At 58.0% G+C, this 24,841-nt stretch carries 31 protein-coding genes; 28 read left to right on the top strand and 3 right to left on the bottom strand.

Going from position 1 to position 24,841, the window contains the following annotated elements:
• Positions 1 to 145 precede the first annotated feature (145 nt).
• The 12 genes from ACOCF6_RS04475 (at position 146) to ACOCF6_RS04420 (ending at position 9,697) form a co-directional block, all read left to right on the top strand.
• Positions 146 to 766 (top strand): cytochrome b N-terminal domain-containing protein, encoded by a 621-nt coding sequence (locus ACOCF6_RS04475; RefSeq protein ID WP_482459190.1) that lies wholly within the window; start codon positions 146 to 148, stop codon positions 764 to 766.
• Positions 763 to 1,173, top strand: a complete 411-nt coding sequence (gene extQ, locus ACOCF6_RS04470; RefSeq protein ID WP_482459189.1) for a selenite/tellurite reduction operon b-type cytochrome membrane protein ExtQ — start codon at positions 763 to 765, stop codon at positions 1,171 to 1,173. The genes ACOCF6_RS04475 and extQ overlap by 4 nt, the downstream gene beginning before the upstream one ends.
• The gene (gene extS, locus ACOCF6_RS04465) at positions 1,155 to 1,961 is read left to right on the top strand and encodes a selenite/tellurite reduction operon c-type cytochrome lipoprotein ExtS (protein ID WP_482459188.1); all 807 of its coding nucleotides are present in this window, start codon (positions 1,155 to 1,157) and stop codon (positions 1,959 to 1,961) included. Before extQ ends, extS begins: the two co-directional genes overlap by 19 nt.
• Positions 1,962 to 2,079: 118 nt before the next feature.
• The gene (locus tag ACOCF6_RS04460; protein ID WP_482459187.1) at positions 2,080 to 2,511 is read left to right on the top strand and encodes a hypothetical protein; all 432 of its coding nucleotides are present in this window, start codon (positions 2,080 to 2,082) and stop codon (positions 2,509 to 2,511) included.
• Positions 2,512 to 2,571: 60 nt separating this feature from the next.
• The gene (locus ACOCF6_RS04455; RefSeq protein WP_482459186.1) at positions 2,572 to 2,997 is read left to right on the top strand and encodes a hypothetical protein; all 426 of its coding nucleotides are present in this window, start codon (positions 2,572 to 2,574) and stop codon (positions 2,995 to 2,997) included.
• 20 nt (positions 2,998 to 3,017) lie between these two features.
• Positions 3,018 to 3,722, top strand: coding sequence for a response regulator transcription factor (locus ACOCF6_RS04450; RefSeq protein WP_482459185.1), 705 nt, complete (start codon positions 3,018 to 3,020; stop codon positions 3,720 to 3,722).
• Positions 3,712 to 5,055 carry a sensor histidine kinase gene (locus ACOCF6_RS04445; protein ID WP_482459184.1) on the top strand — a complete coding sequence of 448 codons (1,344 nt, stop codon included), beginning with the start codon at positions 3,712 to 3,714 and terminating at the stop codon, positions 5,053 to 5,055. The genes ACOCF6_RS04450 and ACOCF6_RS04445 overlap by 11 nt, the downstream gene beginning before the upstream one ends.
• Positions 5,056 to 5,297: 242 nt before the next feature.
• Entirely contained in the window at positions 5,298 to 5,624 is a 327-nt protein-coding gene (locus tag ACOCF6_RS04440; RefSeq protein ID WP_482459183.1) for a hypothetical protein, read from the top strand.
• A gap of 62 nt (positions 5,625 to 5,686) precedes the next feature.
• On the top strand, positions 5,687 to 6,217 hold the full coding sequence (locus tag ACOCF6_RS04435) for a MamS/MamX family magnetosome protein (protein WP_482459182.1): 531 nt from the start codon (positions 5,687 to 5,689) through the stop codon (positions 6,215 to 6,217).
• Positions 6,214 to 7,098, top strand: coding sequence for a transporter (locus ACOCF6_RS04430; RefSeq protein WP_482459181.1), 885 nt, complete (start codon positions 6,214 to 6,216; stop codon positions 7,096 to 7,098). Before ACOCF6_RS04435 ends, ACOCF6_RS04430 begins: the two co-directional genes overlap by 4 nt.
• Before the next feature lie 2 nt (positions 7,099 to 7,100).
• A complete protein-coding gene (locus ACOCF6_RS04425; protein ID WP_482459180.1) occupies positions 7,101 to 8,324 on the top strand; it encodes a two-component system sensor histidine kinase NtrB in 1,224 nt (407 codons plus the stop codon).
• 17 nt (positions 8,325 to 8,341) lie between these two features.
• Positions 8,342 to 9,697, top strand: a complete 1,356-nt coding sequence (locus ACOCF6_RS04420; RefSeq protein ID WP_482459179.1) for a sigma-54-dependent transcriptional regulator — start codon at positions 8,342 to 8,344, stop codon at positions 9,695 to 9,697.
• A gap of 122 nt (positions 9,698 to 9,819) precedes the next feature.
• Here ACOCF6_RS04420 and ACOCF6_RS04415 read toward each other — a convergent pair whose 3' ends face one another.
• Both ACOCF6_RS04415 and ACOCF6_RS04410 read right to left on the bottom strand, forming a co-directional pair.
• Positions 9,820 to 9,954: a hypothetical protein gene (locus ACOCF6_RS04415; RefSeq protein ID WP_482459178.1), complete on the bottom strand. Its 135-nt coding sequence runs from the start codon at positions 9,952 to 9,954 to the stop codon at positions 9,820 to 9,822.
• 55 nt (positions 9,955 to 10,009) lie between these two features.
• Positions 10,010 to 10,144 (bottom strand): hypothetical protein, encoded by a 135-nt coding sequence (locus tag ACOCF6_RS04410; RefSeq protein WP_482459177.1) that lies wholly within the window; start codon positions 10,142 to 10,144, stop codon positions 10,010 to 10,012.
• 428 nt (positions 10,145 to 10,572) lie between these two features.
• Here ACOCF6_RS04410 and ACOCF6_RS04405 point away from each other — a divergent pair, with 428 nt between their 5' ends.
• The 16 genes from ACOCF6_RS04405 to larE all read left to right on the top strand — a co-directional run bounded on the left by ACOCF6_RS04405 (position 10,573) and on the right by larE (position 24,467).
• The gene (locus ACOCF6_RS04405) at positions 10,573 to 11,817 is read left to right on the top strand and encodes an O-acetylhomoserine aminocarboxypropyltransferase/cysteine synthase family protein (protein ID WP_482459176.1); all 1,245 of its coding nucleotides are present in this window, start codon (positions 10,573 to 10,575) and stop codon (positions 11,815 to 11,817) included.
• Positions 11,818 to 11,861: 44 nt separating this feature from the next.
• The gene (locus ACOCF6_RS04400; RefSeq protein WP_482459175.1) at positions 11,862 to 12,062 is read left to right on the top strand and encodes a hypothetical protein; all 201 of its coding nucleotides are present in this window, start codon (positions 11,862 to 11,864) and stop codon (positions 12,060 to 12,062) included.
• Between the two features lie 32 nt (positions 12,063 to 12,094).
• Positions 12,095 to 12,319: a sulfur carrier protein ThiS gene (thiS, locus tag ACOCF6_RS04395; protein WP_482459174.1), complete on the top strand. Its 225-nt coding sequence runs from the start codon at positions 12,095 to 12,097 to the stop codon at positions 12,317 to 12,319.
• Complete coding sequence (locus ACOCF6_RS04390) at positions 12,309 to 13,118, top strand: HesA/MoeB/ThiF family protein (protein ID WP_482459173.1); 810 nt, start codon at positions 12,309 to 12,311, stop codon at positions 13,116 to 13,118. Before thiS ends, ACOCF6_RS04390 begins: the two co-directional genes overlap by 11 nt.
• 6 nt (positions 13,119 to 13,124) lie before the next feature.
• Positions 13,125 to 13,526: a M67 family metallopeptidase gene (locus tag ACOCF6_RS04385; protein ID WP_482459172.1), complete on the top strand. Its 402-nt coding sequence runs from the start codon at positions 13,125 to 13,127 to the stop codon at positions 13,524 to 13,526.
• 87 nt (positions 13,527 to 13,613) lie between these two features.
• Entirely contained in the window at positions 13,614 to 14,591 is a 978-nt protein-coding gene (locus ACOCF6_RS04380) for a 4Fe-4S dicluster domain-containing protein (protein WP_482459171.1), read from the top strand.
• Complete coding sequence (locus ACOCF6_RS04375; RefSeq protein ID WP_482459170.1) at positions 14,578 to 14,805, top strand: sulfurtransferase TusA family protein; 228 nt, start codon at positions 14,578 to 14,580, stop codon at positions 14,803 to 14,805. Before ACOCF6_RS04380 ends, ACOCF6_RS04375 begins: the two co-directional genes overlap by 14 nt.
• Before the next feature lie 63 nt (positions 14,806 to 14,868).
• Positions 14,869 to 15,870 carry a sulfate ABC transporter substrate-binding protein gene (locus ACOCF6_RS04370; protein WP_482459169.1) on the top strand — a complete coding sequence of 334 codons (1,002 nt, stop codon included), beginning with the start codon at positions 14,869 to 14,871 and terminating at the stop codon, positions 15,868 to 15,870.
• A 167-nt stretch (positions 15,871 to 16,037) separates the two neighbouring features.
• Positions 16,038 to 16,868: a sulfate ABC transporter permease subunit CysT gene (gene cysT, locus ACOCF6_RS04365; RefSeq protein WP_482459168.1), complete on the top strand. Its 831-nt coding sequence runs from the start codon at positions 16,038 to 16,040 to the stop codon at positions 16,866 to 16,868.
• A 163-nt stretch (positions 16,869 to 17,031) separates the two neighbouring features.
• Entirely contained in the window at positions 17,032 to 17,901 is an 870-nt protein-coding gene (cysW, locus tag ACOCF6_RS04360; protein ID WP_482459167.1) for a sulfate ABC transporter permease subunit CysW, read from the top strand.
• Between the two features lie 17 nt (positions 17,902 to 17,918).
• Positions 17,919 to 18,956, top strand: coding sequence for a sulfate/molybdate ABC transporter ATP-binding protein (locus ACOCF6_RS04355; protein ID WP_482459166.1), 1,038 nt, complete (start codon positions 17,919 to 17,921; stop codon positions 18,954 to 18,956).
• A 198-nt stretch (positions 18,957 to 19,154) separates the two neighbouring features.
• Positions 19,155 to 19,850 (top strand): phosphoadenylyl-sulfate reductase, encoded by a 696-nt coding sequence (locus ACOCF6_RS04350; RefSeq protein WP_482459165.1) that lies wholly within the window; start codon positions 19,155 to 19,157, stop codon positions 19,848 to 19,850.
• A gap of 15 nt (positions 19,851 to 19,865) precedes the next feature.
• Positions 19,866 to 20,936 carry a tRNA 2-thiouridine(34) synthase MnmA gene (gene mnmA / locus ACOCF6_RS04345; protein ID WP_482459164.1) on the top strand — a complete coding sequence of 357 codons (1,071 nt, stop codon included), beginning with the start codon at positions 19,866 to 19,868 and terminating at the stop codon, positions 20,934 to 20,936.
• A gap of 140 nt (positions 20,937 to 21,076) precedes the next feature.
• The gene (gene cysD, locus ACOCF6_RS04340; protein ID WP_482459163.1) at positions 21,077 to 21,979 is read left to right on the top strand and encodes a sulfate adenylyltransferase subunit CysD; all 903 of its coding nucleotides are present in this window, start codon (positions 21,077 to 21,079) and stop codon (positions 21,977 to 21,979) included.
• A complete protein-coding gene (gene cysN / locus ACOCF6_RS04335) occupies positions 21,979 to 23,658 on the top strand; it encodes a sulfate adenylyltransferase subunit CysN (RefSeq protein WP_482459162.1) in 1,680 nt (559 codons plus the stop codon). Before cysD ends, cysN begins: the two co-directional genes overlap by 1 nt.
• Positions 23,655 to 24,467 carry an ATP-dependent sacrificial sulfur transferase LarE gene (gene larE, locus ACOCF6_RS04330; protein ID WP_482459161.1) on the top strand — a complete coding sequence of 271 codons (813 nt, stop codon included), beginning with the start codon at positions 23,655 to 23,657 and terminating at the stop codon, positions 24,465 to 24,467. The genes cysN and larE overlap by 4 nt, the downstream gene beginning before the upstream one ends.
• Before the next feature lie 62 nt (positions 24,468 to 24,529).
• On the opposite strand, the gene ACOCF6_RS04325 is transcribed toward larE, so the two are convergent.
• Positions 24,530 to 24,832 (bottom strand): hypothetical protein, encoded by a 303-nt coding sequence (locus tag ACOCF6_RS04325; RefSeq protein WP_482459160.1) that lies wholly within the window; start codon positions 24,830 to 24,832, stop codon positions 24,530 to 24,532.
• Between the last annotated feature and the right edge of the window lie 9 nt (positions 24,833 to 24,841).

Genomic DNA, 24,841 nt, shown 5'->3' with positions numbered 1-24,841 from the left:
CGGGTCAGAACGTAAACAGCTCTTTTTAGTATGAAGACCGCCATGATCTACACTCACTGCGTCCCGGTCAGGACTGTAAAAGAACCGAAAAGTCCGCTGGATTTCTGAGTTACCAATTTATTCAAAAAAGTGTATATCTGTTGTCATGATCTCCGATTTCCTCAAGCATCTCTTTCCCCGGGTCGTGCCGGAGAAGAACCTGCGCTTCAGTTACACCTTCTGCCTGGGGGGGCTGGCCTTCAGCGCCTTCCTGGTCATGCTGGTCAGCGGCCTGCTGCTGCTGGTCTATTATCAGCCGACACCGGAGCGGGCCTACAATTCAATACTGTTTCTCGAAGGGTCGGTCTGGGGCGGGCGCTACCTGCGCAGCCTGCACCGCCTGACATCCCACACCCTGCTCGTGCTGGTGCTGCTGCACACCCTGCGGGTGATCCTGACCGGCGCCTATCAGCGGCCGCGGCAGCTCAACTGGGTGATCGGCTGCCTGCTGCTGTTCCTGGCACTCTTCGAGGCCTATACCGGATACCTGCTCCCGTTTGACCAGTTGGCGTTCTGGGCGACCCAGACCGGGATGGAACTGCTGGCCACGCTGCCGCTCGGGTCGCTCGTGCGCTCGCTGCTGGTGCCGGACGGCGTCGGGCAGGGGCTGTCGCTGCTCCGTTTTTATGCCCTGCATATCGCCATCATCCCGCTGGGGCTGCTGGCCCTGTCGCTGCTGCATTTCTACCGGGTCAGAAAAAACAAGGGGGTCCTGCCGTATCTATGAAAAACGGATTCGTCAAAAGCTCCCCCCATTTCTTCAGGCTGATCAAGCGCTCGATCTGCACGCTGACACTGCTGTTGCTTGCGCTGGCGGCGCTGATCCCGGCGCCGCTTCAGGAACAGGCCAATCCCGCTGTCACCCCCAATCCGGCCAAGTCGGCCTGGTTTCTGCTCTGGATCCAGGAGCTGGTCAGCTGGTCGCGTTTCATGATCTATCCGGTCCTGCTGCTGGGATGCCTGTTTGTGCTGCTCCCCTGGCTGCCGGTCGGGGGGCGTATCCACCGGGCCGGCTGGTTTCCCCGTGAACTGCGGACAGTGACGCTCTCTACGCTGATACTGGCGGGCACTATCGTGCTGCTGACGGTCGTGGCGCTGTTTTTCAGGGGGGCCAATTGGTCGCTGCTGTTTTAACAGCGTTGCTGCTTGCGGCAGCCGCACCGGCGTGGGGCGGGGGTGGTCAGCCGCCGCAGCTCTGCCTGGCGTGCCATCCCGCCCACTATGCGGAGCGCGGCCGCTGCGGCGACTGCCATCGCGGCAATCCGGCCTCGGAGCGCAGGAATATTGCCCATGCCGGCCTGCGTGCCGGGAAATATGTCCGCTACACCCTTGGCGATGCGCGGCAGTTGAAAGCGGGAGAGGGTTTGCTGGATCAGCTTGCCTGCCGGCGCTGCCATGCCAGTGCCGGTCGCGGCAATGCCCTGGCAACGAGCCTTGACGAATCGGCCGCCCGGAGGACAGCCCCGGAACTGACGCACGCCATCCGGCGTCCGGTGGCTAATATGCCGGACTTTGCCCTGGCGGAAGAACAGGTGACAATGCTGGTGAATGCCCTGTATGCCGGGTCGCAGGGGCGTGTTGCGTCTGAAGCCGTGCCGGTGAAGGTGCATTTCTCCGCTTCCGCCACACAGCGCGCGGATATCTTCTCAACCAGGTGCGGCAGCTGTCATCGCATACTGAGTGCCCGCCTCGGCAGCGTCGGTACGGGAAGCATCGGCCCCAATCTGTCCGGGCTGTTTTCGATCTATTATCCGAAGAGCTTCAAACATGGCGCGGCCTGGAGCGCCCCGAACCTGAACACCTGGCTGAAAAACCCCCGGGAGATCAGGCCGTGGGCCCGCATGCAGCCTGTCACGCTGAGCGGGGCGGAGATCAAGGAGCTGGAGTCAATCATTCACATTGCCCCGGAAGTACGAAAGTGACCGCTTTCAGACCCTTACAAGAACTCTTCACAATTGTTCATAATTCCTTCATACCATCTTCGCAGCATTCAGTTATGGTACAGACAGCACGGCACACATCCAAAGGGAGGTAGCAAAAATGATAAAAATAGTGGCAGTAATGGTTGCACTTGGACTGGCGGTATCTGTATTCAGCATGGCAGATGCCGGCAACATGGGGGGAATGGGCGGCGGATGCAGCAATTGCGCCCAGTCCGGAGCCAGCTCTGATCCCTTTCGCAAATTCCAGGCTGATACCATCGACTTGCGTCAGGAGATGATGCTCAAGCGTTTTGAGGCGCAACGCGAAAACCTGAAAGGCACCCCGGACACGGCCAAAATCGCTGCACTGCAGGCGGACATCAAGGCCATCCAGTCCAGAATCCAGGGCATCAGGGCCCAGAGTGGTCTGCCGACTGACAAATGTGACGGCGAGTGCGCTCAGATGATGGGCGGCTGCGACAAGAAGGCCATGGGCGATTGCGGCAAAAACATGGGCGGCTGCAACAAGGGTCCCTGCGGGCAGAAGTAACCGGCCGGGTGGCCCGGGAGCATACTGCCTGAAGCCACCCTGCCTACCGGAGCACGTGCGATGAGATATCTGTTTCCAATCCTGTTGTGCCTGCTGGCTGCCGTTGCCCGGCCTGCCGCGGCCGCACCGGCAGCACCGGCGGAAGTGCATGCGGACACAGCCGGGAACTGCCGGACCCATGACCGGAAAATGGATTGTGAGAGCGGTCCTGACTGGTGTAAAAAGGGGGATGGCTCGTGCAGCCCGGAAATGCGCGGCCGCTGCGGCAAGCGCCGTGGAGACTGGTATGGCGCCCGCCAGCCGGTACATACCTCGCAGGAAGCCCGGGTGCTCCTGCAGAATTATTTCACCGGGCCGGCATACGCGGTTTCCGGGGTGACAGAGAATCGCTGGGGCTTCACCGCTGAAATTGTGGATAAGAGCGGCAAGGTCATTGACAAGGTTATGATTGATAAACGCTCGGGACGCATTCGTTCAATATACTGATCCGCTGCAAAGAGGTTCACGTGCTGCCACCCGTCCTGATTGTTGAAGACGACACCAAACTTGCTCGAATTGTGAAGGCCTATCTGGAAGGGGCCGATTTCAGGACGGTACATGCCGCGACCGTGCGCGAAGCGATGGACAAGGCCGCAGCGGAACTCCCGCTGGCGGTGATCCTCGATCTGGGCCTGCCCGACGGTGATGGTGAAGAGCTGTGCCAGACCCTTAAAGAACTAGGCGATTTCCCGGTCATCATGCTGACCGCCAGGTCCTCCGAGGAGGAGCGCATTGCCGGTTTTGCCCTCGGGGCTGATGACTACATGGTCAAACCGGCCAGTCCGCGCGAGCTGGTCTGCCGCCTGAAGGCCGTATTGAAGCGCTATGAGCGCGGCACTTCAACGACGGACAAGATTGCTTCATTCAATAGCGGTGCGCTGGTGCTCAATTCCCTTCGACACCAGATCAGCAGGGATGGTCTCCCCGTTTCAGTTACCCCCACCGAGTTCAAACTGCTCCTCACCATGGCTTCATCCCCCGGTCGTACCTTTACCCGCGACGAGCTTGTGTCCCGGGCCCTCGGATATCAATTCGAAGGGTATGACCGCAGCATCGACGCCCACATCAAGAATCTGCGCCAGAAGATTGAAAACGACCCCCGCAACCCCGAGTACCTTAAAACGGTCTATGGTGTTGGCTATCTGTTTGCCGGAGAACGGGATGCGCTGTAGTCTGCGCTGCAAATTCCTGCTGCTGTTCATCTTGATTTCTGCCATTGCGCTTTCGTCCGCCTTTGTGCTGCGCGGCCTGATCATGCGTGATTTTGCCAGGTATCTGGACGGGGAATCCCAGGACCGGGTCCAACGCGTGGTTGCCCTGCTGGAGGGGGGCTATGAACAGAATGGCGGCTGGCAGCGGGACAAGCTGGTCACGGACCTGGCCTGGGCGCTGCAGGTGGGGGTTGAGGTCGCTCTGTTCGATGCGGCCGGCCGGACAATCATCACTTCCGGACAGGCGGTTTCGGCCGTGACGCCGCTGATGAGAAAGCGGGTGCTGGATGCGACCGGATATGAACAGGGTGCGCTGCAGGGTGCACTCGTTCAGTATCCCCTGTATCTGCGTGGAGAAGAGATCGGGTACATACAGGCCCGTCTGCTTGACCAGGTGAAGGAGGATTACTTCGTCCGTTCTTCAAACCGGGTCCTGCTGGTCTCGGTCACGGTGCTGGGTCTGGTCTCGATCCTTGCGGGTATACTCGCTTCCCGCCGGCTTGCCCGTCCGATCCTTGAGCTGGTTGACGCGTCCGACGACATTGCGGGCGGGAATCTGTCGCGCCGTGTCGATGCGAGTGGGCATGACGAGATTGGCCGCCTGTCAGCGAGTTTCAACAGCATGGCACACAACCTGGAGGCGCAGGAAAAGCTGCGTCGCCGGCTGCTCTCCAACGCCGCCCATGAGTTGCGCACCCCGCTGGCCATCATCTCCGGCGAACTGGAAGGGATGCTGGACAACGTGCTGCCGACAAACCCGACTGCGCTCCGGTCTCTGCACGATGAGACACTGCGCCTGACCGCTATTCTGAATGGGGTGGATGAATTATCCCGGGCTGAAGCAAGCACCCTGGACCTGCAAAGGCACAACATCGTGCTGAAGCCTTATCTGAGCGCGATTGCCGGCCGCTTCGAGCGGATCTGCGCCGACAAACGCGCCGTGCTGCTGGTGGACTGTCCGGACACACTCTCCGTATACGCCGATCCCGATCGTCTTAGCCAGATTATCATCAACCTGCTCACCAACAGCATCAAGGCAATTGCTTCCGGCGGACGAATTACTGTTATCGCTTCATCGGATGGCGAGCGGACCTGCCTGGAGATTGCCGACAACGGCTGCGGCATAGCGGATGAAGATCTGCCGCATATATTCGAACGGTTCTACAAGGGGAAAAAAGGTGGACTGGGGATTGGTCTGGCAATCGTGCACGAGCTGGTAACGGCCCATGGCGGCACGGTCTTTGTCAGGAGCTCGGCTGGTTCCGGGACGTCTTTTTGCGTGACGCTGCCGTGAGCACGATGTGTTCCGTTCCAGCTTTCGTGACTGAAGACTACTGCAGATGTCGGATAAGCCGTCATCGTTGAACCTGCAACAGGTGCAGTCCCGTACCTGACACGTGCAAATTCTGCACGCATTCGTTGACCTCACTGTAGATCTGAAATAATAAAAGCCTGTTATATTGAGCTGTTAAGCGGTTGGCATGTTTTCTGATATATCCTGGATAGAATCAGTCATCTGACAGGAGGAACAACATCATGAAAACGCGCATCATTACAACAGCAGCAGTTGCCGGGATTATCGCCGCATTGGCAGCAGGGGACGTGTTTGCGGCAGGTCGCGGCAAGGGGGCTGGAAACGGGGCCGGAACCGGACAGCGCAACGGCACCTGCACAAGCACACAGAGTGCTGGCGGGATGTCTTCAGCCACCCGGCCCGCCGGTTCGCAACGTCGCGACGGTACCTTTCTGACTACTGGAACGACCGCCAACGGTTCAACCACGCGCCCCGGCCACGGCAACGGGCTGCAAGACGGTTCCGGCCTGGCCACAACCACCACAACGCCGACAACAACAGTCCAGTAGCAGTGCTGTCCGACCCGGCAGGCATGTTGTGCTGCCGGGTCAGTGACACAAGGATGGGTCCGATGAATACTTCGCTTTTCATAGTGCTGTTGGCATGCCTGATCTTCTGGCATCAGGATGCGTCCGCTTTCTGGGGCAGCGCATCAACAGATGCAGCCAGCGGTCTCGATGTGGCCGCAGGCTTTGATGTCAACACCATTACGACCATACAAGCTACGGTTATAACGCCGCCGGAACGCAAGGGACAGGAACAGCATACGGTAATGACCGTTGCCGCCCCCCAGGGCACGGTGACGGTTGTGCTGGGACCATGGGCGTACTGGGAAAAGCAGAGCATTACCATCGTGAAAAACCAGGATGTCAGCATCACCGGGTCCCTTGCCCAGGGCAAGGACGGGGCGCTCTATGTTTTTGCCCAACGGGTTGAAAACCGGAGCAGCGGAGAAACGGTCACGCTTCGAACTGAAACGGGTAAGCCGCTCTGGTCCGGCGGCGGGGCAGGAAACCAGCACGGAAACCGGCAATTTAATGGCAGCGGCCCTCGCACAGGGTCTGGCAGCCGTGGCAGTGGCATGAGAGGGGGGAGACGGTGAAAAGGAATTGTGTAATAACGTATGCAGCGTGGCTGTTTTTTATTGCAGTGGGATGTTCAAAACCGGCATATGCGCTCAGCACTACACCGGATAAGCCGAAAACAGTATCCGTCAGCCTGGGTGCGGAATTTGCCTCGGGCGACTACGGGACCGCTACAACGACCCGCAGCGTATATATGCCGCTGATTGCAACCTGGTCCCCGAATGACTGGTTAGATATCGGCATAGAGGTCCCCTATATCTATCAAAGCAGCTCAAATGTAACAACCAGCCTGTTCAGTACCAACCAGAGTACCACGACGGCGTTTACAACCAGCCGGGGCGGTCCCGGCGGCAACCGGCAACAGACCGTGACCTCGACCTCGACCTCGACAACAGCGGGCACGTCTGATGCTTCCGTCTCCGGACTGGGCGACATCATCATGCGGCTGGGGGTCATCGCCCTTGCAGAGGGTGACAATGCCCCCCAGCTGCGCCCAACGCTGTTCGTGAAGTTTCCGACCGCCAACAGCTCGGATGGCCTGGGTACGGGCGAGTTCGATGCCGGCGCCGGGCTGGAGGCAACCAAGTGGTTCGGCAACCTCCACCTGACCGGGGAAGGGCTCTTTACCTGGCAGGGCAAGGCAGACGGATTCGGTTTGAAAAACTATTTCAGTTATACGGCCGGGGTCGGCTACCAGTTGTTTGAAAGCGTTGAACCGATGCTGCTCGTAAAGGGTGCCACAGCGCCGTCCAGCTACTCCGGCAATCTGCTGGAAGCGCGGGCCAGAATATTCTGGTCGATAACCGATTCAACCGCTCTGGACCTGTACGGCTCCCGCGGCATTGCCGATAACAGCCCTGAGTATGGCGGCGGACTTGCGGTTTTGTACTCATTCTGAAGATGGGTAAGACTACGCGCCTGGTTGCAGGCATCACGTGCTGCTTTACCCTGCTGGTGGTGTGGTTTGCCTGGTCCGCCTTGCAGGCGGCCCCACAGCTTGCCGCCGAAAGCCTGCGCGGGGCTGGTCTCTCCATGTCTGCGGCGATCGAGCAACTGGCTGTTGCCGATGCCTCATTCCGCTCACTTGCGCGCTATACTACCCCTGACATCGCCTACTTTGCCCTGGTTGACCGAACAGGCACAGTCCGCTTTCATACCAACTCCGCACTTGTGGGCCAGACTATCCCCCGGGCAGGTCAAAACCGGCTTCCTGACGGCATCTCTGAACAGCGGGAGCGGCTGGGCACCGGTGAAGAGGTCTATATCCTGCGTACCAGGGTTCATCCCGACCACGAAGAATACCTGCTGGTGCTGGCTCTGCACACCTATCGGGCTGATCAGGTCATTCGCCGGGCCAATACCGGCGTTTCGGTCGTAGCGGCACTTACCGCAGCCCTGTGGGGTTTGACGGTGCTGGTGCTCTGGATGGTACGCCGGGAAGAGCGGCATCGCAGAGATATGCAGCGCCGGGAGGAATTTGCACGTCTTGGGGAGATGGGAGCGGTCATGGCCCATGAGATCCGCAATCCCTTGGCCGGCATCAAAGGTTTTGCCCAGTTGGTGGAATCTGCCGATGACCTGGAGCAGGCGCGTCTGCATGCGACGAAAATTGTTGCCCAGTCTCTCAGGATGGAGGCACTGGTAAATGATCTGCTTGTCTTTGCCCGCGAAGACCGGCAGGAACGGCATCCGACCGATCTCGAAGAGCTGGTGCGGGATTGCGTGACGATGATACAGATGGAGGCGGATTCGGGAAAAATACAGGTCGTGTACACCCCGCAGACAACGGCACAGGTTATGGCAGATTCCGACCGGATACATCAGATGCTGCTCAATCTGTTGAAGAATGGGCTGCAGGCCATGCCGGACGGTGGTGAGTTGCGGGTAGAGCTGGACAAGACACGAAACCGGGCTGTTATTATTGTACGCGACACCGGCATCGGCATCCCACCGGAAAGCATCTCCCGCATCTTTGAACCATTCTGGACCAGCAAGGCCAAGGGAACGGGGCTTGGACTCGCGCTCTGCCGCAAGGTGGCACAGGAGCATGGCGGAAGCCTGACCGTTGAAAGTGCAGTCGGAAGCGGAACGGCCTTCACCGTGACCTTGCCGCTGGCGGGATAGCGGCAGGAAAGGAATCTATGTCTGCAACCATACTGATAGTAGAAGACGACGCGGTCTTTCGCGAACTGCTGACCACCATTCTCGACAGTGCCGGATACACCGTTGCAACGGCATCCGACGGTGGCGAGGGGCTGCGCCGCATCCAGCGTGAACGTTTCGATCTGGTGCTGTGCGACCTGAAGATGCCGGTCAGGAGCGGATTGGAGCTGTTTCGGATAACACGTGTCGAACCGGTTGCGCCGCTTTTCATCTTCATAACCGCCTTCGGCCGGGTGGAAGAAGCGGTGGCCGCCATCAAGGAGGGGGCCTTTGACTTTCTCTCCAAGCCGCTCAAGGACCCGGCCAGCCTGCTTGAAACTGTCGGCCGGGCAATGGAGCAGGTGGAGCTCGAACGCATGTCGGTTTCCTTGCAGGAGACAGAGCAGGCCGGCCTGCCGCCCGAAGAGCTGATCTTTGCCGGGCAGGCAATGGAATCGGTCAGAAAGCTGGTCCAGGACGTGGCCCGAACACCGGCAACCGTCCTGCTGCATGGCGAAAGCGGCACCGGCAAGGAACTGATCGCCCGCATGGTACATCTGGCAAGTCCGCGAAAGACTGGACCGTTTGTGCCACTCAACTGTGCCGCCATTCCGGAAAATCTCCTGGAAAGCGAGCTGTTCGGTCACGAACGGGGCGCCTTCACCGGAGCTGCTCAGGCTCGGCGGGGGAAGTTCGAGCTGGCCCAGGGCGGGACCATCTTCCTGGACGAGATCGGTGAAATGCCGCATCTGCTGCAGGCCAAGCTGTTGCGTGTCCTGCAGGAGCGGACATTCGAGCGTTTGGGGGGATCGCTGCAGATCAAGGCGGATGTGCGGGTGATTGCAGCCACCAATCGGGATCTGGCCCGGGAGGTTGTGGAGAAGCGCTTTCGTGAGGATCTGTTTTACCGCTTGAACGTGTTTCCGATTACCCTGCCGCCTCTGCGCGAGCGCCCGGATGCCATCCCGCACCTCGTTCGGCACTTCTGTGCCCGGTTTTCCGCTGCCGCGGGAGCCCGTCGTCCCATCGGCATTGCAGCTGAGGCCATGCTGCTTCTGCAAAGGCACACCTGGCCCGGTAATGTAAGGGAGCTGCAGAACATCATCGAACGGGGCGTCATTCTTGCCCGGGGGGAGATTACCGCCAGTGAGCTTCCAGCGGAGCTGCTGGTTCAGAATCCCCCGCTTGAAGCGCGTGCAGGGCTTCTCAAACATCGCGAGAAAGAAACCATCCTGAAGACACTCCAGCAATATAAAGGCAATCGGCGTCAGACCGCCGACGCCCTTGGGATTTCACTGCGGACATTGCAGTATCGATTGAAAGAGCTTGGTCTGCTGGTCAGGGAGGAAAGCTGACCGGAAGACGTTCAGGTATGATGTGCAACTCCTGTACTGCTGATTTTGATATTGCAGACATCCACATCCAAAAAAGCCACCTATCCCTTCCGGGAAAGGTGGCTTTTCAGCGTTGAGCAGTTCTACTTTACGCAGGTACCGGATTTGATCTGGGTACGGATACCGGTCTGGCTCTGGGTTTTGGTTGCTGCAAAAGCGGATACGGAAAGGGACAGTGCTACGAGGGCGGCCGATGCGACGATGACGAGTTTTTTCATGGTAATGCTCCTTTTTAGTTGTGATGTTAGTGTGATTGACGTTCAGTTTCGCGGGTTACTTGACGCAGGTGCCGGATTTGATCTGGGTGCGGGTGCCGCTCTGGCTCTTGGTGGCTGCGAAGGCCGTTACGCTGAGGGACAGTGCGACGAGGGCTGCGGTTGCTGCGACTACGAATTTCCGTGCTTTCATGGGTACTACCTCCTTTGGGATGTGTTAGGCCTCTATATTCCACGGAGCGTGCCAAATAAAACAGTGTCTGTAACTGCTCGGTATTGTTGTGTATCTAATTTGTCTAATGGACGTGCTGTTGCTGATTCAGTGCAAAATCTGCGGCGGATGTTTCTTGCTCTGCACATGTCTGCACGTCACTGCGGCCTCTGAAATTGGGCTCCTTGTTTATTAACTACTAAATCGATAGATAAATAAAATATTTATTGACATAAGTTGTGTGGATTTGATATTTTGAATTCCACACGAAAACAATAGATTTAATGTGTATCAGGTGTGGTAACGGACATGGCCCTGCGAAACAGCCGCAACCGGCCATCATGTTGTCAGGTGGCGGTCATGCTGCCTGTCTGGTTCTGGATGGTTTTGTGTCCTCAGGAGATGATGCAATGGAAAAATCGCTTCGCTTTGATTCACTGCTGGTGCATGGCGGTCTGGAACCCGGACCGGCCGGCGCGACATCGGTTCCGATTGTCCAGTCCAGCTCGTTTGCCTATAACAGTGCCGAAGACCTGGAGGACGTTTTTCGCGGACGGGCGGTGGGGCAGGTTTATACCCGTCTGGGCAATCCGACCACCGAGGCGCTGGAGCGTCGATTGGCTATTCTGGAGGGCGGCGGGACGGCAATCGCCACCGCATCCGGTATGGCGGCCATCACCACGGCGGTGCTGACAATTCTGCGCAGCGGTGATGAAATCCTGTCATCCTCGTCCCTGTTCGGCGGGACCTTCTCCCTTTTCCGCGATACCCTCTCCAACTACGGCATCACGGCGCGCTTTGTCGATCCGCTTGATCTGTACGGTTTCAGGAGTGCGATTAACGAACGCACCCGCCTGCTGTTTGTCGAAACGATCGGCAACCCCAAGCTGGATGTGCCGGATGTGCCGGCACTTGCCCGGATCGCCCATGAGGCCGGGATTCCGATCATGGTGGATTCGACTGTCTCGACACCCTGTCTGGCCAGCGGGGTGCAGCTCGAAGCCGATATCCTGGCCTATTCCACCAGCAAGTATATCAACGGCACCGGCACAACCATCGGCGGAGCCATCATCGACCGGGGCGTCTTTAACTGGAACAGCCCCAGGTTCCCCCATTTCGAACAGTTTCACAAAAAGTACCGCGCCTTTGCCTTTACCGCCCGGGCCCGCAAACTGGTACACAAGGATGTGGGCGCCTGCGCCGCTCCCTTCAACTCCTTTCTCCTGACCGAAGGCATCCAGACCCTGGCGCTGCGCATGGAGCGGCATTGCTCCAGCGCCCTGGAGCTGGCGCGTTTTCTAAAACAACACCCCAAGGTGGCCTGGGTCAGCTATCCCGGCCTGGAGGATTCACCGCACCATGCGGTCGCTAGCAGGCTCTACGGCGGGCGCTATGGCGGTCTGCTGACGTTCGGCACCGGCGACAAGGCTTCAGCTTTCAAGGTTATCAACGGACTCAAGCTGGCCAGGAACCTGGCCAACATCGGCGATGCCAAGACCCTGGTCATTCATCCCGCCAGCACCATCTGTGCCGACTATAATGCGGAGGAAAAGGCCCTGATGGGTGTCACGGAGGACTTGATCCGGGTGTCGGTCGGCATTGAAGACTGCCGAGATATTATCGAAGACTTTACACAGGCGCTGGAAGCAATTTGAGCGGATACACAGGATAACGCGATAACAAAATTGGAGATATTTTTATGCTGACGGTAACGGTAAACGGACGGGAAGAGAAATTGAACATCGGCTGTCGAACGTTTGTTTCCCTGGACGTCCTGTTGAAGATCCTTTCCGCAGAGAGCTCGGACGTAACACTCAACGGCACAAAAATCAGCAGCAGTGATGTAGCGAACACACTGGTAAAGGGCGGCGACAGCCTTGCGTTGCCCGGCCTGGGATGATAAATACATAGGATGGATGAAGGAGTATGGGGATGAACATAACCGTTAATGGAAAAGAAACCGCCATAGCTGAAAATTCCGATCGCACGGTCGATTCTCTGCTGGAGGAGCTGGATGTTTCGCAGCGTCTGTATGTCACCGTTGAGCTGAACGGTGACATCCTGGACCGAACGGCCTACGAGACTACGCCGGTCAATGCCGGAGATATAATTGAATTTCTCTATTTCATGGGCGGGGGAAGTTATTATGCTGACTGAATCCCAGATCGAACGCTATTCGCGCCACATCATCCTGAAAGAGGTGGGCGGCAAGGGGCAGCAGAAGCTGTTTGACGGCCGGGTGCTGATCATTGGCGCCGGCGGCCTCGGTGCGCCGATTGCCCTCTACCTGGCCGCTGCCGGGGTCGGCATCATCGGCATAGCCGATGCCGACGATGTCGATCTTTCCAATCTGCAGCGCCAGGTGATCCACTTCACCCCTGATATCGGCAAACCCAAGGTGGAATCGGCCCGGGAGAAGATGGAGGCCATCAACCCGGACGTTATGGTCAAGACCTACAAGGAATGGGTGTCGGCTGCAAATATTAACGGCATCATCGCCGACTACGACTTCATCATCGACGGTACCGACAACTTCGCGGCCAAATTCCTGATCAACGATGCCTGTGTCCTGGCCGGCAAACCCTATTCCCATGGCGGCATCCTGCAGTTCGACGGCCAGACCATCACGATCAAGCCGCGTGAATCGGCCTGCTATCGCTGCATCTTTCCGGAACCGCCCCCCAAGGACGCCATTCCGACCTGCTCCCAGGCCGGTGTGATCGGCGTCCTGCCGGGTGTCATCGGCACGATCCAGGCCACCGAGGCGATCAAGTTCCTGCTGGGCAAGGGTGATCTACTGACCGATCGCCTGCTGACCTACAGCGCCCTGCGGATGAAGTTCCGCGAGGTGCCGCTCAAGCGCAAGAGCGCCTGTCCGGTCTGCGGCGACAGTCCGACCATTACAAAGGTCAGGGATGAACTGGATGCCATGACCGTCTGTGACCTTAAGGGGTAATACGCTATGTTGAAAATCCCGAAAGCAATTCATGACGATCTGATAGCCCATGCCAGGGAAGGTTTCCCGTTGGAGGTATGCGGCATATTGGGCGGCAACGGCGATACGGTTTCGTCCATCTACCGCATGGTCAATACCGATGCAAGTAATGAACATTTCATGATGGAACCCAGGGAACAGTTTGCAGTCATCAAGGATTTGCGGGCCAAGGGCCTGTCAATGCTGGCGATCTATCATTCCCACCCGGAATCTCCGGCCCGTCCATCGGAAGAGGATATCCGGCTGGCGCTGACACCGGATGTTTCCTGTGTGATCATCTCGCTTGCCGATGCAGCCGCAGCGGATATCAAGTCCTATGCAATCAAATCAGGAAGTGTTCAGCTGGAGCAGATAGAGATGATAGTATAGTAAATCTGTAGACGTTATAAAAATAAATCTTGACAGCTTTTATTTGTTTTGGCATGATTCAAATCACACTAACCTGGAGTTAAAGCGATGTCCGATGCAAAGCAGACCAAGATCGATCTGAACAACCTCAAGGCCGGCGGCTTCATCAAGGAGCGCGGCAAGGATCTTTTTACCGTCCGGTTGAGAGTCCCGGGCGGCCGGATGTCAATTCCGAGGCTGAAACGGATCGCCGAAGTCGCCGAAAAATTCGGGGGCGAGTTCGTGCATCTGTCTGTGCGCCAATCCATCGAGCTGATCAATATCAATTTCAAGGATTTCGATGCCGTTGTTGAGGGGCTGGGCGAAGCCACCCAGAAGGTAGCTTCCTGCGGTGCACGGGTACGCGTGCCGGTGGCCTGCGGCGGCTGCGAATACAACCCCAATGGCCTGGTGGATACCCAGAAATCGGCCCTGGAAGTCGATGAGAAGCTGTTCGGTACACCCACCGGCCACCACAAGTTCAAGGTAGCCTTTGCCGGCTGCCCCTTTGACTGCCCCAAATCCGCCACCAATGATATCGGCTTTCAGGGTGCGATCTACCCGAAACTCGACAGCGATGCCTGCATCAGCTGCGGTCTGTGCGCCAAGAGCTGTGTGCCCAAGGCGATTGTCATGGGTGAGGACACCAAGCCGCTGTTCAGCCACGATCCCTGCATCTGGTGCGGCGACTGCGTCAAGGTCTGCCCCACCGGCGCCTGGAGCGAGGCCAAACGCGGCTATACCGTACGCATCGGCGGCAAGTGGGGCCGCAATCCCCTGGTGGGGACGCTGTTCGCTACCTTCCTGCCGGAAGACCGGGTCGTTGCCTTCATCACTTCCGTGCTGGAATGGTACAAGCAGAAGGCTGAAGGCCTGGGGCGCATCCGGCTGGGCGACACGATAATCAAGGAGGGGCCGCAGGCACTTCTGGATCATCTGCGCACACAGTTTCCCGAGAATGCTGTCGCCGAGACCATTGCACCACAGATTATTGCGACCCAGGTAGGAGCTCAAGTGGTAAAGGAGGGTGCTCATGCAGGTAATTGATCTGCGTGGTGTCAGTTGTCCCACGAATTTTGTCAAAGCCAAGCTGGCGCTGGAAGATGTTGATAACGGCACGGTTCTTCAGATTCTGCTGGATGACGGCGAACCGGTGAAAAATGTTCCCCGCAGCCTCAAGGCCGATGGCCACAGGCTGATCGGCCTGAAGCAGACGGACGAAGGTCATTATGTCCTTGAGTTGGAAAAGGTCGAAGAGTAACCTGAATAAACTTTTTTTTGGTAGTAATATCTATTAAGCCTATAGAATAAAACAGGGGAAAATATGAAACTCAATAAAATCACGACAGCCCTGGCAGCATTAGCACTGACCCTGACTGCTGCTGCCGCTTTTGCCTCCGATATCACCCTGCTGAATGTTTCCTACGACCCGACCCGCGAACTGTATTCAGATTTCAATAAAGCCTTTGCCCAGCAGTGGCAGAAGAAAACCGGTGACAAGGTCACTATCAGGCAGTCTCACGGCGGTTCCGGCAAACAGGCCCGCTCGGTCATCGACGGACTTGAGGCTGATGTCGTTACCCTGGCGCTGGGCTACGACATCGATGCCATTGCCGCTAAGGGGCTGATCAAGCCCGGCTGGCAGAAAGAACTGCCCCACAACAGTGCGCCCTACACCTCGACCATCGTTTTCCTGGTGCGCAAGGGCAACCCCAAAGGGATCAAAAACTGGGACGATCTGGTAAAACCGGGTGTCGCGGTCATTACCCCCAACCCCAAGACCTCCGGCGGTGCTCGCTGGAACTACCTGGCAGCCTGGGCCTATGCCCTGAATCAAAAGGGTGGCAACGAAGCCAGAGCCAAGGAATTTGTTGCCAGGCTCTTCAAGAATGTGCCGGTGCTGGATTCCGGTGCCCGCGGCTCCACCAACACCTTCGTGCAGCGCGGCCTGGGCGATGTATTGCTGGCCTGGGAAAACGAAGCCTTCCTGGCGATCAACGAACTGGGACCGAACAAGTTTGAAGTGGTAACCCCGCCGGAGAGCATCCTGGCTGAACCGCCGGTTACCGTTATCGACAAGGTCGTGGACCGGCACGGATCCCGCAAAGTAGCCGAAGAGTACCTGAAATACCTCTATACTGACGAAGGGCAGCGGATCGCCGCCAAGCACTACTACCGGCCGATCAACGCCAAGATCCCGACCAGGCTGGCCAAAATCAAGAAACTGTACACCATTGACAAGGATTTTGGCGGCTGGCAGAAGGCCCAGAAAACACACTTTGCCGATGGCGGCACATTCGACCAGATCTACGCACAAGCAAAATAACCGGGAACCGGGGCGGATCAAGCTGCCCCGCATTCATCTGCCCGCTGCAGGTTGTGCATTATCCCGAGAGAGAGGAAGCGCATGAACCGAAAATCAATATTCCTTTCCATTCATGTTATAGGGTATCCTCTCTCCGAACAAAGCAATCTCAATAACGGGACATCCCCATGAAACTATTCAAGCGCCGCAACAACGTTCTGCCGGGTTTCGGGCTGACTCTGGGCTTCACCGTCTTCTATCTGAGCGTGATTGTCCTGATCCCGCTGTCGGCTCTGGTTTTCAGAACAGCCGGACTGACCTGGGGCGAGTTCATCAGCACCGTCACCGCACCGCGGGTGCTGGCCTCCTACAAGGTCACCTTCGGCGCAGCCGTAATCGCTGCGATTATTAATTCGATCTTCGGTGTCCTGGTGGCCTGGGTGCTGGTCCGTTACCGTTTTCCCGGCCGGCGGATCGTGGATGCGCTGGTCGATCTTCCCTTTGCCCTGCCAACCGCAGTCGCCGGTATTACCCTGGCCACGATCTACTCCCCCAACGGCTGGGTGGGGCGTTATCTGGAGCCGCTCGGCATCAAGGTGGCCTTTACGCCGCTCGGCATCGTACTGGCCATGACCTTCATCGGTCTCCCCTTTGTCGTGCGCACTGTTCAACCGGTGATTGAAGAGATCGAAGTGGAACTGGAAGAAGCTGCCGTCTGTCTGGGGGCCAGCCGCTGGCAGACTCTGCAGCGGGTCATCTTTCCCATGCTGCTGCCGTCCATTCTGACCGGTTTCGCCATGTCGTTTGCCCGGGGCGTCGGTGAGTACGGTTCGATTATCTTCATTGCCGGCAACATGCCGATGGTTTCGGAGATCACACCGCTGTTGATCATCACCAAGCTGGAACAGTTCGACTATCAGGGTGCCACGGCCATAGCCTGTGTCATGCTGCTGACGTCATTTTTGATGCTGCTGGTTGTCAACCTCCTGCAGAAATGGAGCAGAAGGTACGCGGAATAGAAACATAACAACGGCATTTACCACGAAGGACACGACCAGAAGTAGGCGCCTTTAAGCGAGGACACGAAGAACTGCAAGGACGTTTTATTTAACGATTAATTTGGTTTCTGTTTTACTTCGTGATCTTCGTGGCTTCGTGGTGAGAAATATTTTAGAGGTTATTATGTCCGCACCAACCAAAACATACTCAGCAAAAAGCACGACCGGACGGGCTCAGACCGAACCGGCTGTGGTGCGCTGGGCCCTGATCGCGATTGCCCTGGTGTTTCTGACCCTGTTCCTGCTGCTGCCGCTGGCCGCCGTTTTCAGCCAGGCCTTTGAAAAGGGTCTCTCTGTCTACCTGGAGGCCCTCAGGGAGCCGGATACCTTGTCCTCCATCCGGTTGACACTGATAACCGCCGCTGTGACGGTGCCGCTCAACCTCTTCTTCGGCGTGACAGCGGCCTGGTCCATCGCCAAGTTCAGTTTTCCGGGCAGGAATCTGCTGATCACCCTGATCGACCTGCCATTCTCGGTTTCGCCGGTTATCTCCGGCCTGATCTATGTCCTGATCTTCGGTCTGCAGGGATGGATCGGCCCCTGGCTGCAGGCTCACGATATCAAGATTGTCTTCGCCGTGCCGGGCATCATTCTGGCAACTATCTTTGTCACCTTCCCCTTTGTTGCCCGCGAGCTGATCCCCCTGATGGAGTCCCAGGGCAAGGAGGAAGAGGAAGCGGCCCTGGTGCTGGGCGCCAGCGGTCTGCAGACCTTTCTGCGGGTCACCCTGCCCAATATCAAATGGGGCATCATTTACGGCGTGATCCTCTGTAATGCGCGAGCCATGGGCGAGTTCGGCGCCGTGTCGGTTGTTTCCGGCCATATCCGCGGTATGACCAACACCGTTCCCTTGCACGTGGAGATCCTCTACAATGAATACAACTACACCGCCGCCTTTGCCGTGGCCTCGCTGCTGGCTTTCCTGGCCCTGATCACCCTGGTGGTCAAGTCAATCGCCGAGTGGAAAGTCAGGCAGCAACTTGCAAAGAATTAACTCAAACAGGTGACCCGATGAGTATCGAGATAGAAAACATAAAAAAGACATTCGGAACCTTTACCGCGCTGGGCGATGTCAGCCTCACGATCCCTTCCGGTGAGCTGGTGGCGCTGCTGGGCCCCTCCGGCTGCGGCAAGACCTCTTTGCTCAGGATTATTGCCGGGCTGGAAACGCCTGACAGCGGCAGGGTCCTGTTCAACGGTGAGGATACCACCCAGAGCCATGTGCGCGAGCGCCGCGTCGGTTTTGTCTTTCAGCACTACGCCCTCTTCAAGCACATGACTGTCTTTGATAACGTGGCCTTCGGCCTGAATGTCCGCCCCAAGCAGACCCGCCCATCCAAGGGGGACATTAAAGAGAAGGTTATGAAACTTCTCAGCCTGGTCCAACTGGAGAACATGGCCAACCGCTACCCGGCGCAGCTCTCGGGCGGCCAGCGACAGCGCATTGCCTTGGCACGCGCCCTGGCGGTGGAACCCCAGGTGCTGCTGCTGGATGAGCCCTTCGGTGCCCTGGATGCCCAGGTGCGGGCCGAATTGCGCCGCTGGCTGCGCAGGCTGCATGATGAAATCCACGTTACCAGTGTCTTCGTTACCCATGACCAGGAAGAAGCCCTGGAAGTGGCGGACCGCATTGTCGTTATGAACAAGGGCAAGGTTGAGCAGTCCGGCACCCCCGACCAGGTCTACGAGCACCCGGCAACGGCGTTTGTGCTGAATTTTCTGGGTAACGTCAATCTGTTTCATGGCCGCCTGCACCAGTCGGGCGGCGGTCAGCAGGATGCCAACGAAAATGCCGTGTCATACGTCCGTTCGCATGATATCGAGATCGACCGCAGCCCGCAGGATTCAACTGCCCTCAAGGCCGAGATCCGGCATATCCAGAAACTGGGCCCGGCAGTGCGGATCACGCTCGTTATTGAAGAGAACGGCGAGCTGATCGATGCGGAACTGACGAGGGACAACTTCCAGAATCTTGGGCTGCAGCAGGGCGAACAGGTGTATGTGAGGCCGAGGCAGGTCAGAGTATTTGTGGAAGATTACCAGATATGAAACGGTCTTTTTTCGCCCTGGCTGCGTAAGTCTTCAGGATCGCTTGTGACTCGGCCTGATGGCCGCCCCCTTACGGGGCGCCTTCGCGGTCCAATTTCGCAAGCTAAATTGTGCGACGTAGCGCTGCTACGTCTCCGCGCAATCCCTCGACAGCCTTGCCAGAACAAAAAAATCCACGTTTCAGTAAAGAGAGTGAGTATGAGTACAATAATTCCCGAATTGTCAGAGAACGCTACCCCCGCAGAAATCCTGCGGGCCGGCATTGAAGCCGCCAATGGCCCGGTTTCCCTGGCCTGCTCCTTCTCTCTGGAGGATGTGGCCATTATCGACATCGCCCATGCGGCCGGGCTCCAGTTGGGGGTTTTCGCCCTGGATACCGGCCGGCTGAATGAGGAAACCTATGAGGTGGCCGAAGCCCTGGTGGAACGCTACCGCTTGAAGATCGACTGGTATTTCCCAAAGCACGGTGAGATTGAGAAGCTGGAACGGGCCGAGGGTCTGTTCTCCTTCCGCGAGTCGTTGGAGAAGCGCCACCAGTGCTGCGCTATCCGCAAGGTTGAGCCGTTGTCCCGGGCGCTGAAGGATTTGAAAGGCTGGGTTACCGGCATGCGCCGCGACCAGAGTGTCACCCGCTCTGACCTGGCCGCCATCGAGCTGGACCGTGCCAATGGCGGCATTCTCAAGATCAACCCGCTGCTGACCTGGAGTGAAAAGCAGGTTGTCGACTACACGGAAGAACACCACTTGCCGAAGAACCGCCTGTATGATCAGGGCTACCGTTCCATCGGCTGCGCCCCCTGCACCCGGGCGATCGGTCCCTGGGACCACGTCAGGGAAGGCAGATGGTGGTGGGAGAGCGCGGAACAGAAAGAATGCGGTCTGCACCGCAAATGAACATTAGAACTGCGCATGGACAATAAGCATGTTGTGATAGCCATGAGCGGCGGGGTCGATTCCTCCGTCAGCGCGGCCCTGCTGAAAGAGCAGGGCTACCGGGTCAGCGGGGTGTCACTGCAGCTCTATGACCCGATACCACGCGAAGCGGGCTGCCGTATCAAAACCTGCTGTTCGCTGGACGATGTCATCGATGCCGGCCGGGTGGCCAAGAAGCTGGGTATCCCGTTTGAAGTCATCGATATGCGGGCGGAGTTCAAGCAACTGGTGATCGATTACTTTATCACCGAATATGCGGCCGGCCGCACCCCCAATCCCTGCATCCGCTGCAACGACCTGATCAAATTTGACCTGCTGTTGAAGCGTGCGAAAGAAATGGGTGCAGACCAGCTGGCAACCGGCCACTATGCCCGGACCGAAGAGGATGCTGACGGTCGGAAATGGCTTCTGACCGGCCACGACCCGGCCAAGGACCAGTCCTATTTTCTCTTTACCCTGACGCAGGCACAACTGCAGCAGGTTGTGTTTCCGGTAGGCCAGCTGGAAAAGCCGGCAGTCAGGAATCTGGCTGAAGAATACAAGCTCCCCGTGGCGCAGAAACACGAAAGCCAGGAGATCTGCTTTATACCCGATAACGATTATGTGCGGTTTCTCGAGAGTCACGGCGTTGCTCAGAATGCCGGCGAGATCGTGACGGGTGATGGGGCTGTTGTCGGTTGCCACTCCGGATTGCACCGTTACACGGTCGGACAGCGGAAGGGGTTGGGGATTGCCTGGAAACATCCGCTGCATGTGGTTGCCCTGGACTCTGAACTCAATCGGGTGGTGGTGGGGGAGCGTGAAGAACTGTTTCAACAAACCCTGACCGCCGGAAACGCAACCTGGGGCGTGCAGCCGGAAATCCCGGAGTTCCGTGCCACCTGCAAGATACGCTATCGTCAAACCGCCACCCCCTGCAGTGTCAAACTGGTTGCCGACAACCGTTTTGAGGTGCGCTTTGACCATGCCCAGACCGCAGTTACACCGGGCCAGGCCGCTGTACTGTATGACGGAGAGCGGGTTCTTGGCGGCGGCTGGATCGAATAACACGGATGTGGCTTTTGTGCCAGAGCTGCGTAAGTCTTCGACAGCGGTTGTGCGACGTAGCGCTGCTACGTCTCCGCCCACTGTCTCGACAGCCTTGCTCTGACGCAAAATCCGCATCCGCAGAGTACTAAGGAGAAAATATGAACAAAAATCTTACCCATCTGCAGCAGCTGGAAGCTGAAAGCATCCACATCCTCCGCGAGGTGGTGTCCGAATTCAGCAACCCGGTCATGCTTTACTCCATCGGCAAGGATTCGGCGGTCATGCTGCACCTGGCCCGCAAGGCCTTTTATCCGGCCCCGCCGCCGTTTTCGCTGCTGCATGTGGATACCACCTGGAAGTTCCGCGAGATGATTCAATTCCGCGACCGGATGGCCGCCGAATGCGGCCTCGACCTGATCGTGCATGTCAATGAGGAGGGGGTCCGGCAGGGGGTTTCACCCTTTACCCACGGGGCGCTCTATACCGATATCATGAAAACCGAGGGACTGAAGCAGGCGCTGAACCGCTATAAGTTCGATGCGGCCTTTGGCGGTGCCCGGCGGGACGAGGAAAAATCCCGGGCCAAGGAGCGCATTTTTTCCTTCCGCAGCGCCAGTCATCGCTGGGACCCCAAGGACCAGCGCCCGGAGCTCTGGAACCTGTACAACACCCGCATCAAGCCGGGAGAAAGCATCCGTGTCTTTCCGATCTCCAACTGGACCGAGCTGGATGTGTGGCAGTACATCCACCTGGAGCAGATTCCGATCGTGCCGCTTTACTATGCCGCGGTCCGGCCGGTCGTGGAGCGGGACGGCATGCTGATCATGGTGGATGACGAGCGCCTGGATCTCAGGCCGGGGGAAACCATCCAGCACAAATCGGTACGCTTCCGCACCCTGGGCTGCTACCCCCTGACCGGCGCTGTCGAGTCGGAGGCGACCACCCTGCCTCAGATCATCCAGGAGATGCTGCTGACCCGCACCTCGGAACGCCAGGGCCGCCTGATCGACCACGACTCGGCCGGTTCCATGGAGAAGAAGAAACAAGAGGGGTACTTCTAATGGCACATCAATCTGATCTTATAGAAAACGATATCCTTGCCTATCTCAAGAGCCAGGAAGAAAAATCACTACTGCGCTTCATCACCTGCGGCAGCGTCGATGACGGCAAAAGTACCCTGATCGGGCGCCTGCTGTGGGATTCCAAGATGGTCTTCGAGGACCAGTTGGCAGCGTTGGAAGCGGACAGCAAAAAGGTCGGCACCCAGGGCGGCGCCATCGACTATGCCCTGCTGCTGGACGGGCTGCAGGCGGAGCGGGAGCAGGGCATCACCATCGACGTGGCCTACCGCTTTTTCTCCACCGATCTGCGCAAGTTCATCGTCGCCGATACCCCCGGCCACGAGCAGTATACCCGCAACATGGTCACCGGCGCCTCCACCGCCCAGGTGGCGGTAATCCTGGTGGATGCCCGCAAGGGGCTTCTGACCCAAACCCGGCGCCACAGTTTTCTGGTCTCGCTGGTCGGCATCCGGCACGTGGTACTGGCGATCAACAAGATGGACCTGGTCGGGTTTGACGCTGATACCTTCGAAGCAATCCGTAGCGACTACGAGCAGTTTGCCGCACCGCTGGGGTTTGCCTCCATAACCGCCATTCCCCTTTCGGCGCTGAACGGCGACAACATGATCGAAGCCAGTCCCAACACTCCCTGGTACACCGGGCCGACTCTGCTGAACTTCCTGGAGACCTTCCAGGTGGAAGGGGACAAGCGGGCGCAGCCCTTCCGCATGCCGGTCCAGTGGGTGAACCGCCCCAATCTCGACTTCCGCGGTTTCTGCGGTGTCATCGCTGCCGGTACGGTTCGTCCGGGAGACGAGCTGCGGGTCGCTGCATCCGGACGCACCAGCCGCGTGGCCAGGATCGTCACCATGAACGGCGACCTGCCGGAAGCGACCGCTGGCCAATCGGTGACCCTGACGCTGGCGGACGAAATCGATGTCAGCCGGGGGGACATGCTGACTGTCCCTGATGCCCCGCCGATCCATGCCCGGCACCCGGAGGCGCACCTGGTCTGGATGCACGACGAGCCGCTGCAGCCGGGACAGATCTATCTGGTCAAGACCGCTACGGCCGTGACCCCCGGACGGGTCACCACCGTGCAGTATGCGGTGGACGTCAATACCCTGGAACAGAAACAGGTGACGACGCTCGGTCTGAACGAAATCGGCGTGGTCCGCCTGGAGCTTGACCGTCCGATCTCATTCGATACGTACAAACAGAACCGGGATACGGGCAGCTTTATCCTGATTGACCGCTTCACCAATGCCACCGTGGCTGCCGGCATGGTGATCGCGGCGGCGCCCCTGGAACCCCGGATGACAGCGCTGACTGGATCCGGTCAGGAACTGCCGGCTGCAGGTGGTTACCAAACCCGCCGCATCAGTCTGAGTGAAGCCTCCATCAGCGGCATCGGGGTGAGCGTGGTTGACCTGACCGGTGAATGGGGCCCGCTTGAGTTCGATGTGTCAACCAGCTTCATCGACTACCTTGCAAAGGGTAACCGCGTGCTGTTCACTCTGCGGGAATTGGTACAACTTGAAGCGGTGGCGCAGCTGGCATACGAGAATACGTTATCATTTGAATTCGATCGCACTGCAGAAGGGGTCAGTATCCTGATCTTCAAACGGGGCACACGGCCCGTAAACAGCTTGTCTTCAGATGAGGGGACCGGGATATGACGGTGAAACTGGATGATGCCCTCACAAAAAAATATGAGAATCTGCGGCGGATGCTAGCAGAACTCGGAAGCTGTGTTGTCGCCTTTTCCGGTGGTGTTGACTCAACGCTCCTGTTTGCCGTGGCTGCGGCTGTTCTCGGTGAGAAGGCCCTGGCGGTCACCGCCACGTCCGAGACCTATCCGCAACGTGAATTGCAGGAAGCCCGTGAGCTGGCAACCCGTATCGGTGGCCGTCACCGGGAGATCGTTTCGGAAGAATTGGATATCCCCGAGTTCAAGGATAACCCTCGCAACCGCTGCTACTACTGCAAGAAGGAGTTGTTCGCCAAGCTGAGGAATGTTGCCGATGAGGAAGGGTTGCTGCATGTGCTGGACGGGACCAATCTGGATGATCGCAGCGATCACCGTCCCGGTCGCCAGGCGGCGCAGGAAATCGGGGTGCTCAGTCCGCTGGAGGCAGCGGGCTTTACCAAGGAGGATATCAGGGGCCTGTCGCAGTTTCTTGGGCTGCCCAGCTGGGACAAGCCGGCCTTTGCCTGCCTGTCCAGCCGCTTTCCCTATGGCACCTCCATTACGCCGGAGCGTGTCAGGCGGGTAGGGCAGGCTGAAGAAGCGCTCCGGGGAATCGGGTTCCGCATCTTGCGGGTTCGCTATCATGACAAGGTTGCCCGACTGGAGCTGGGGCCGGACGAGTTTGTCCTGGCAATCGGGGCGCTGCGCGAGCAGGTGGATAAAATTGTAAAGGATGCGGGCTTCACCTATGTTGCCGTGGATTTGTCCGGATACCGCACAGGGTCGATGAACCTTTAAATCCGGCTGACACACGTTGACCTTTGAGAAAAGCAGCAACCCAGTAGTAATCTGTTGTGGTCTTATCCGATCTTAAACCTTGCACCTGAAGGCAACCCGGGCAGTCGTTTTGAGAGCTCATCTGCAAGAATCTGATCGGGTCTCATATCCGGGTTGTTGTCGGTAAAATCCACAATCAAGCCGTACCGTTCCATAAATTCGTTCATTATCTCTTCGCGTGTTGCGAATCCTGTGACCCCGGCCTCCAGAGCTGTCTTCCGTGCAAGCACTTCCTTTTGCAGGTAATCCATAACCTTTTGCAGTTCCTTCGGCCTGTCTATCAGGAGTCGCAACAGCAGCATGGCAAATTCAGCTTCTGTTGACATGACGTTGTC

This window comes from Geobacter psychrophilus (genome assembly GCF_056821595.1).
This window is presented reverse-complemented; position numbering and strand designations above follow the sequence as displayed.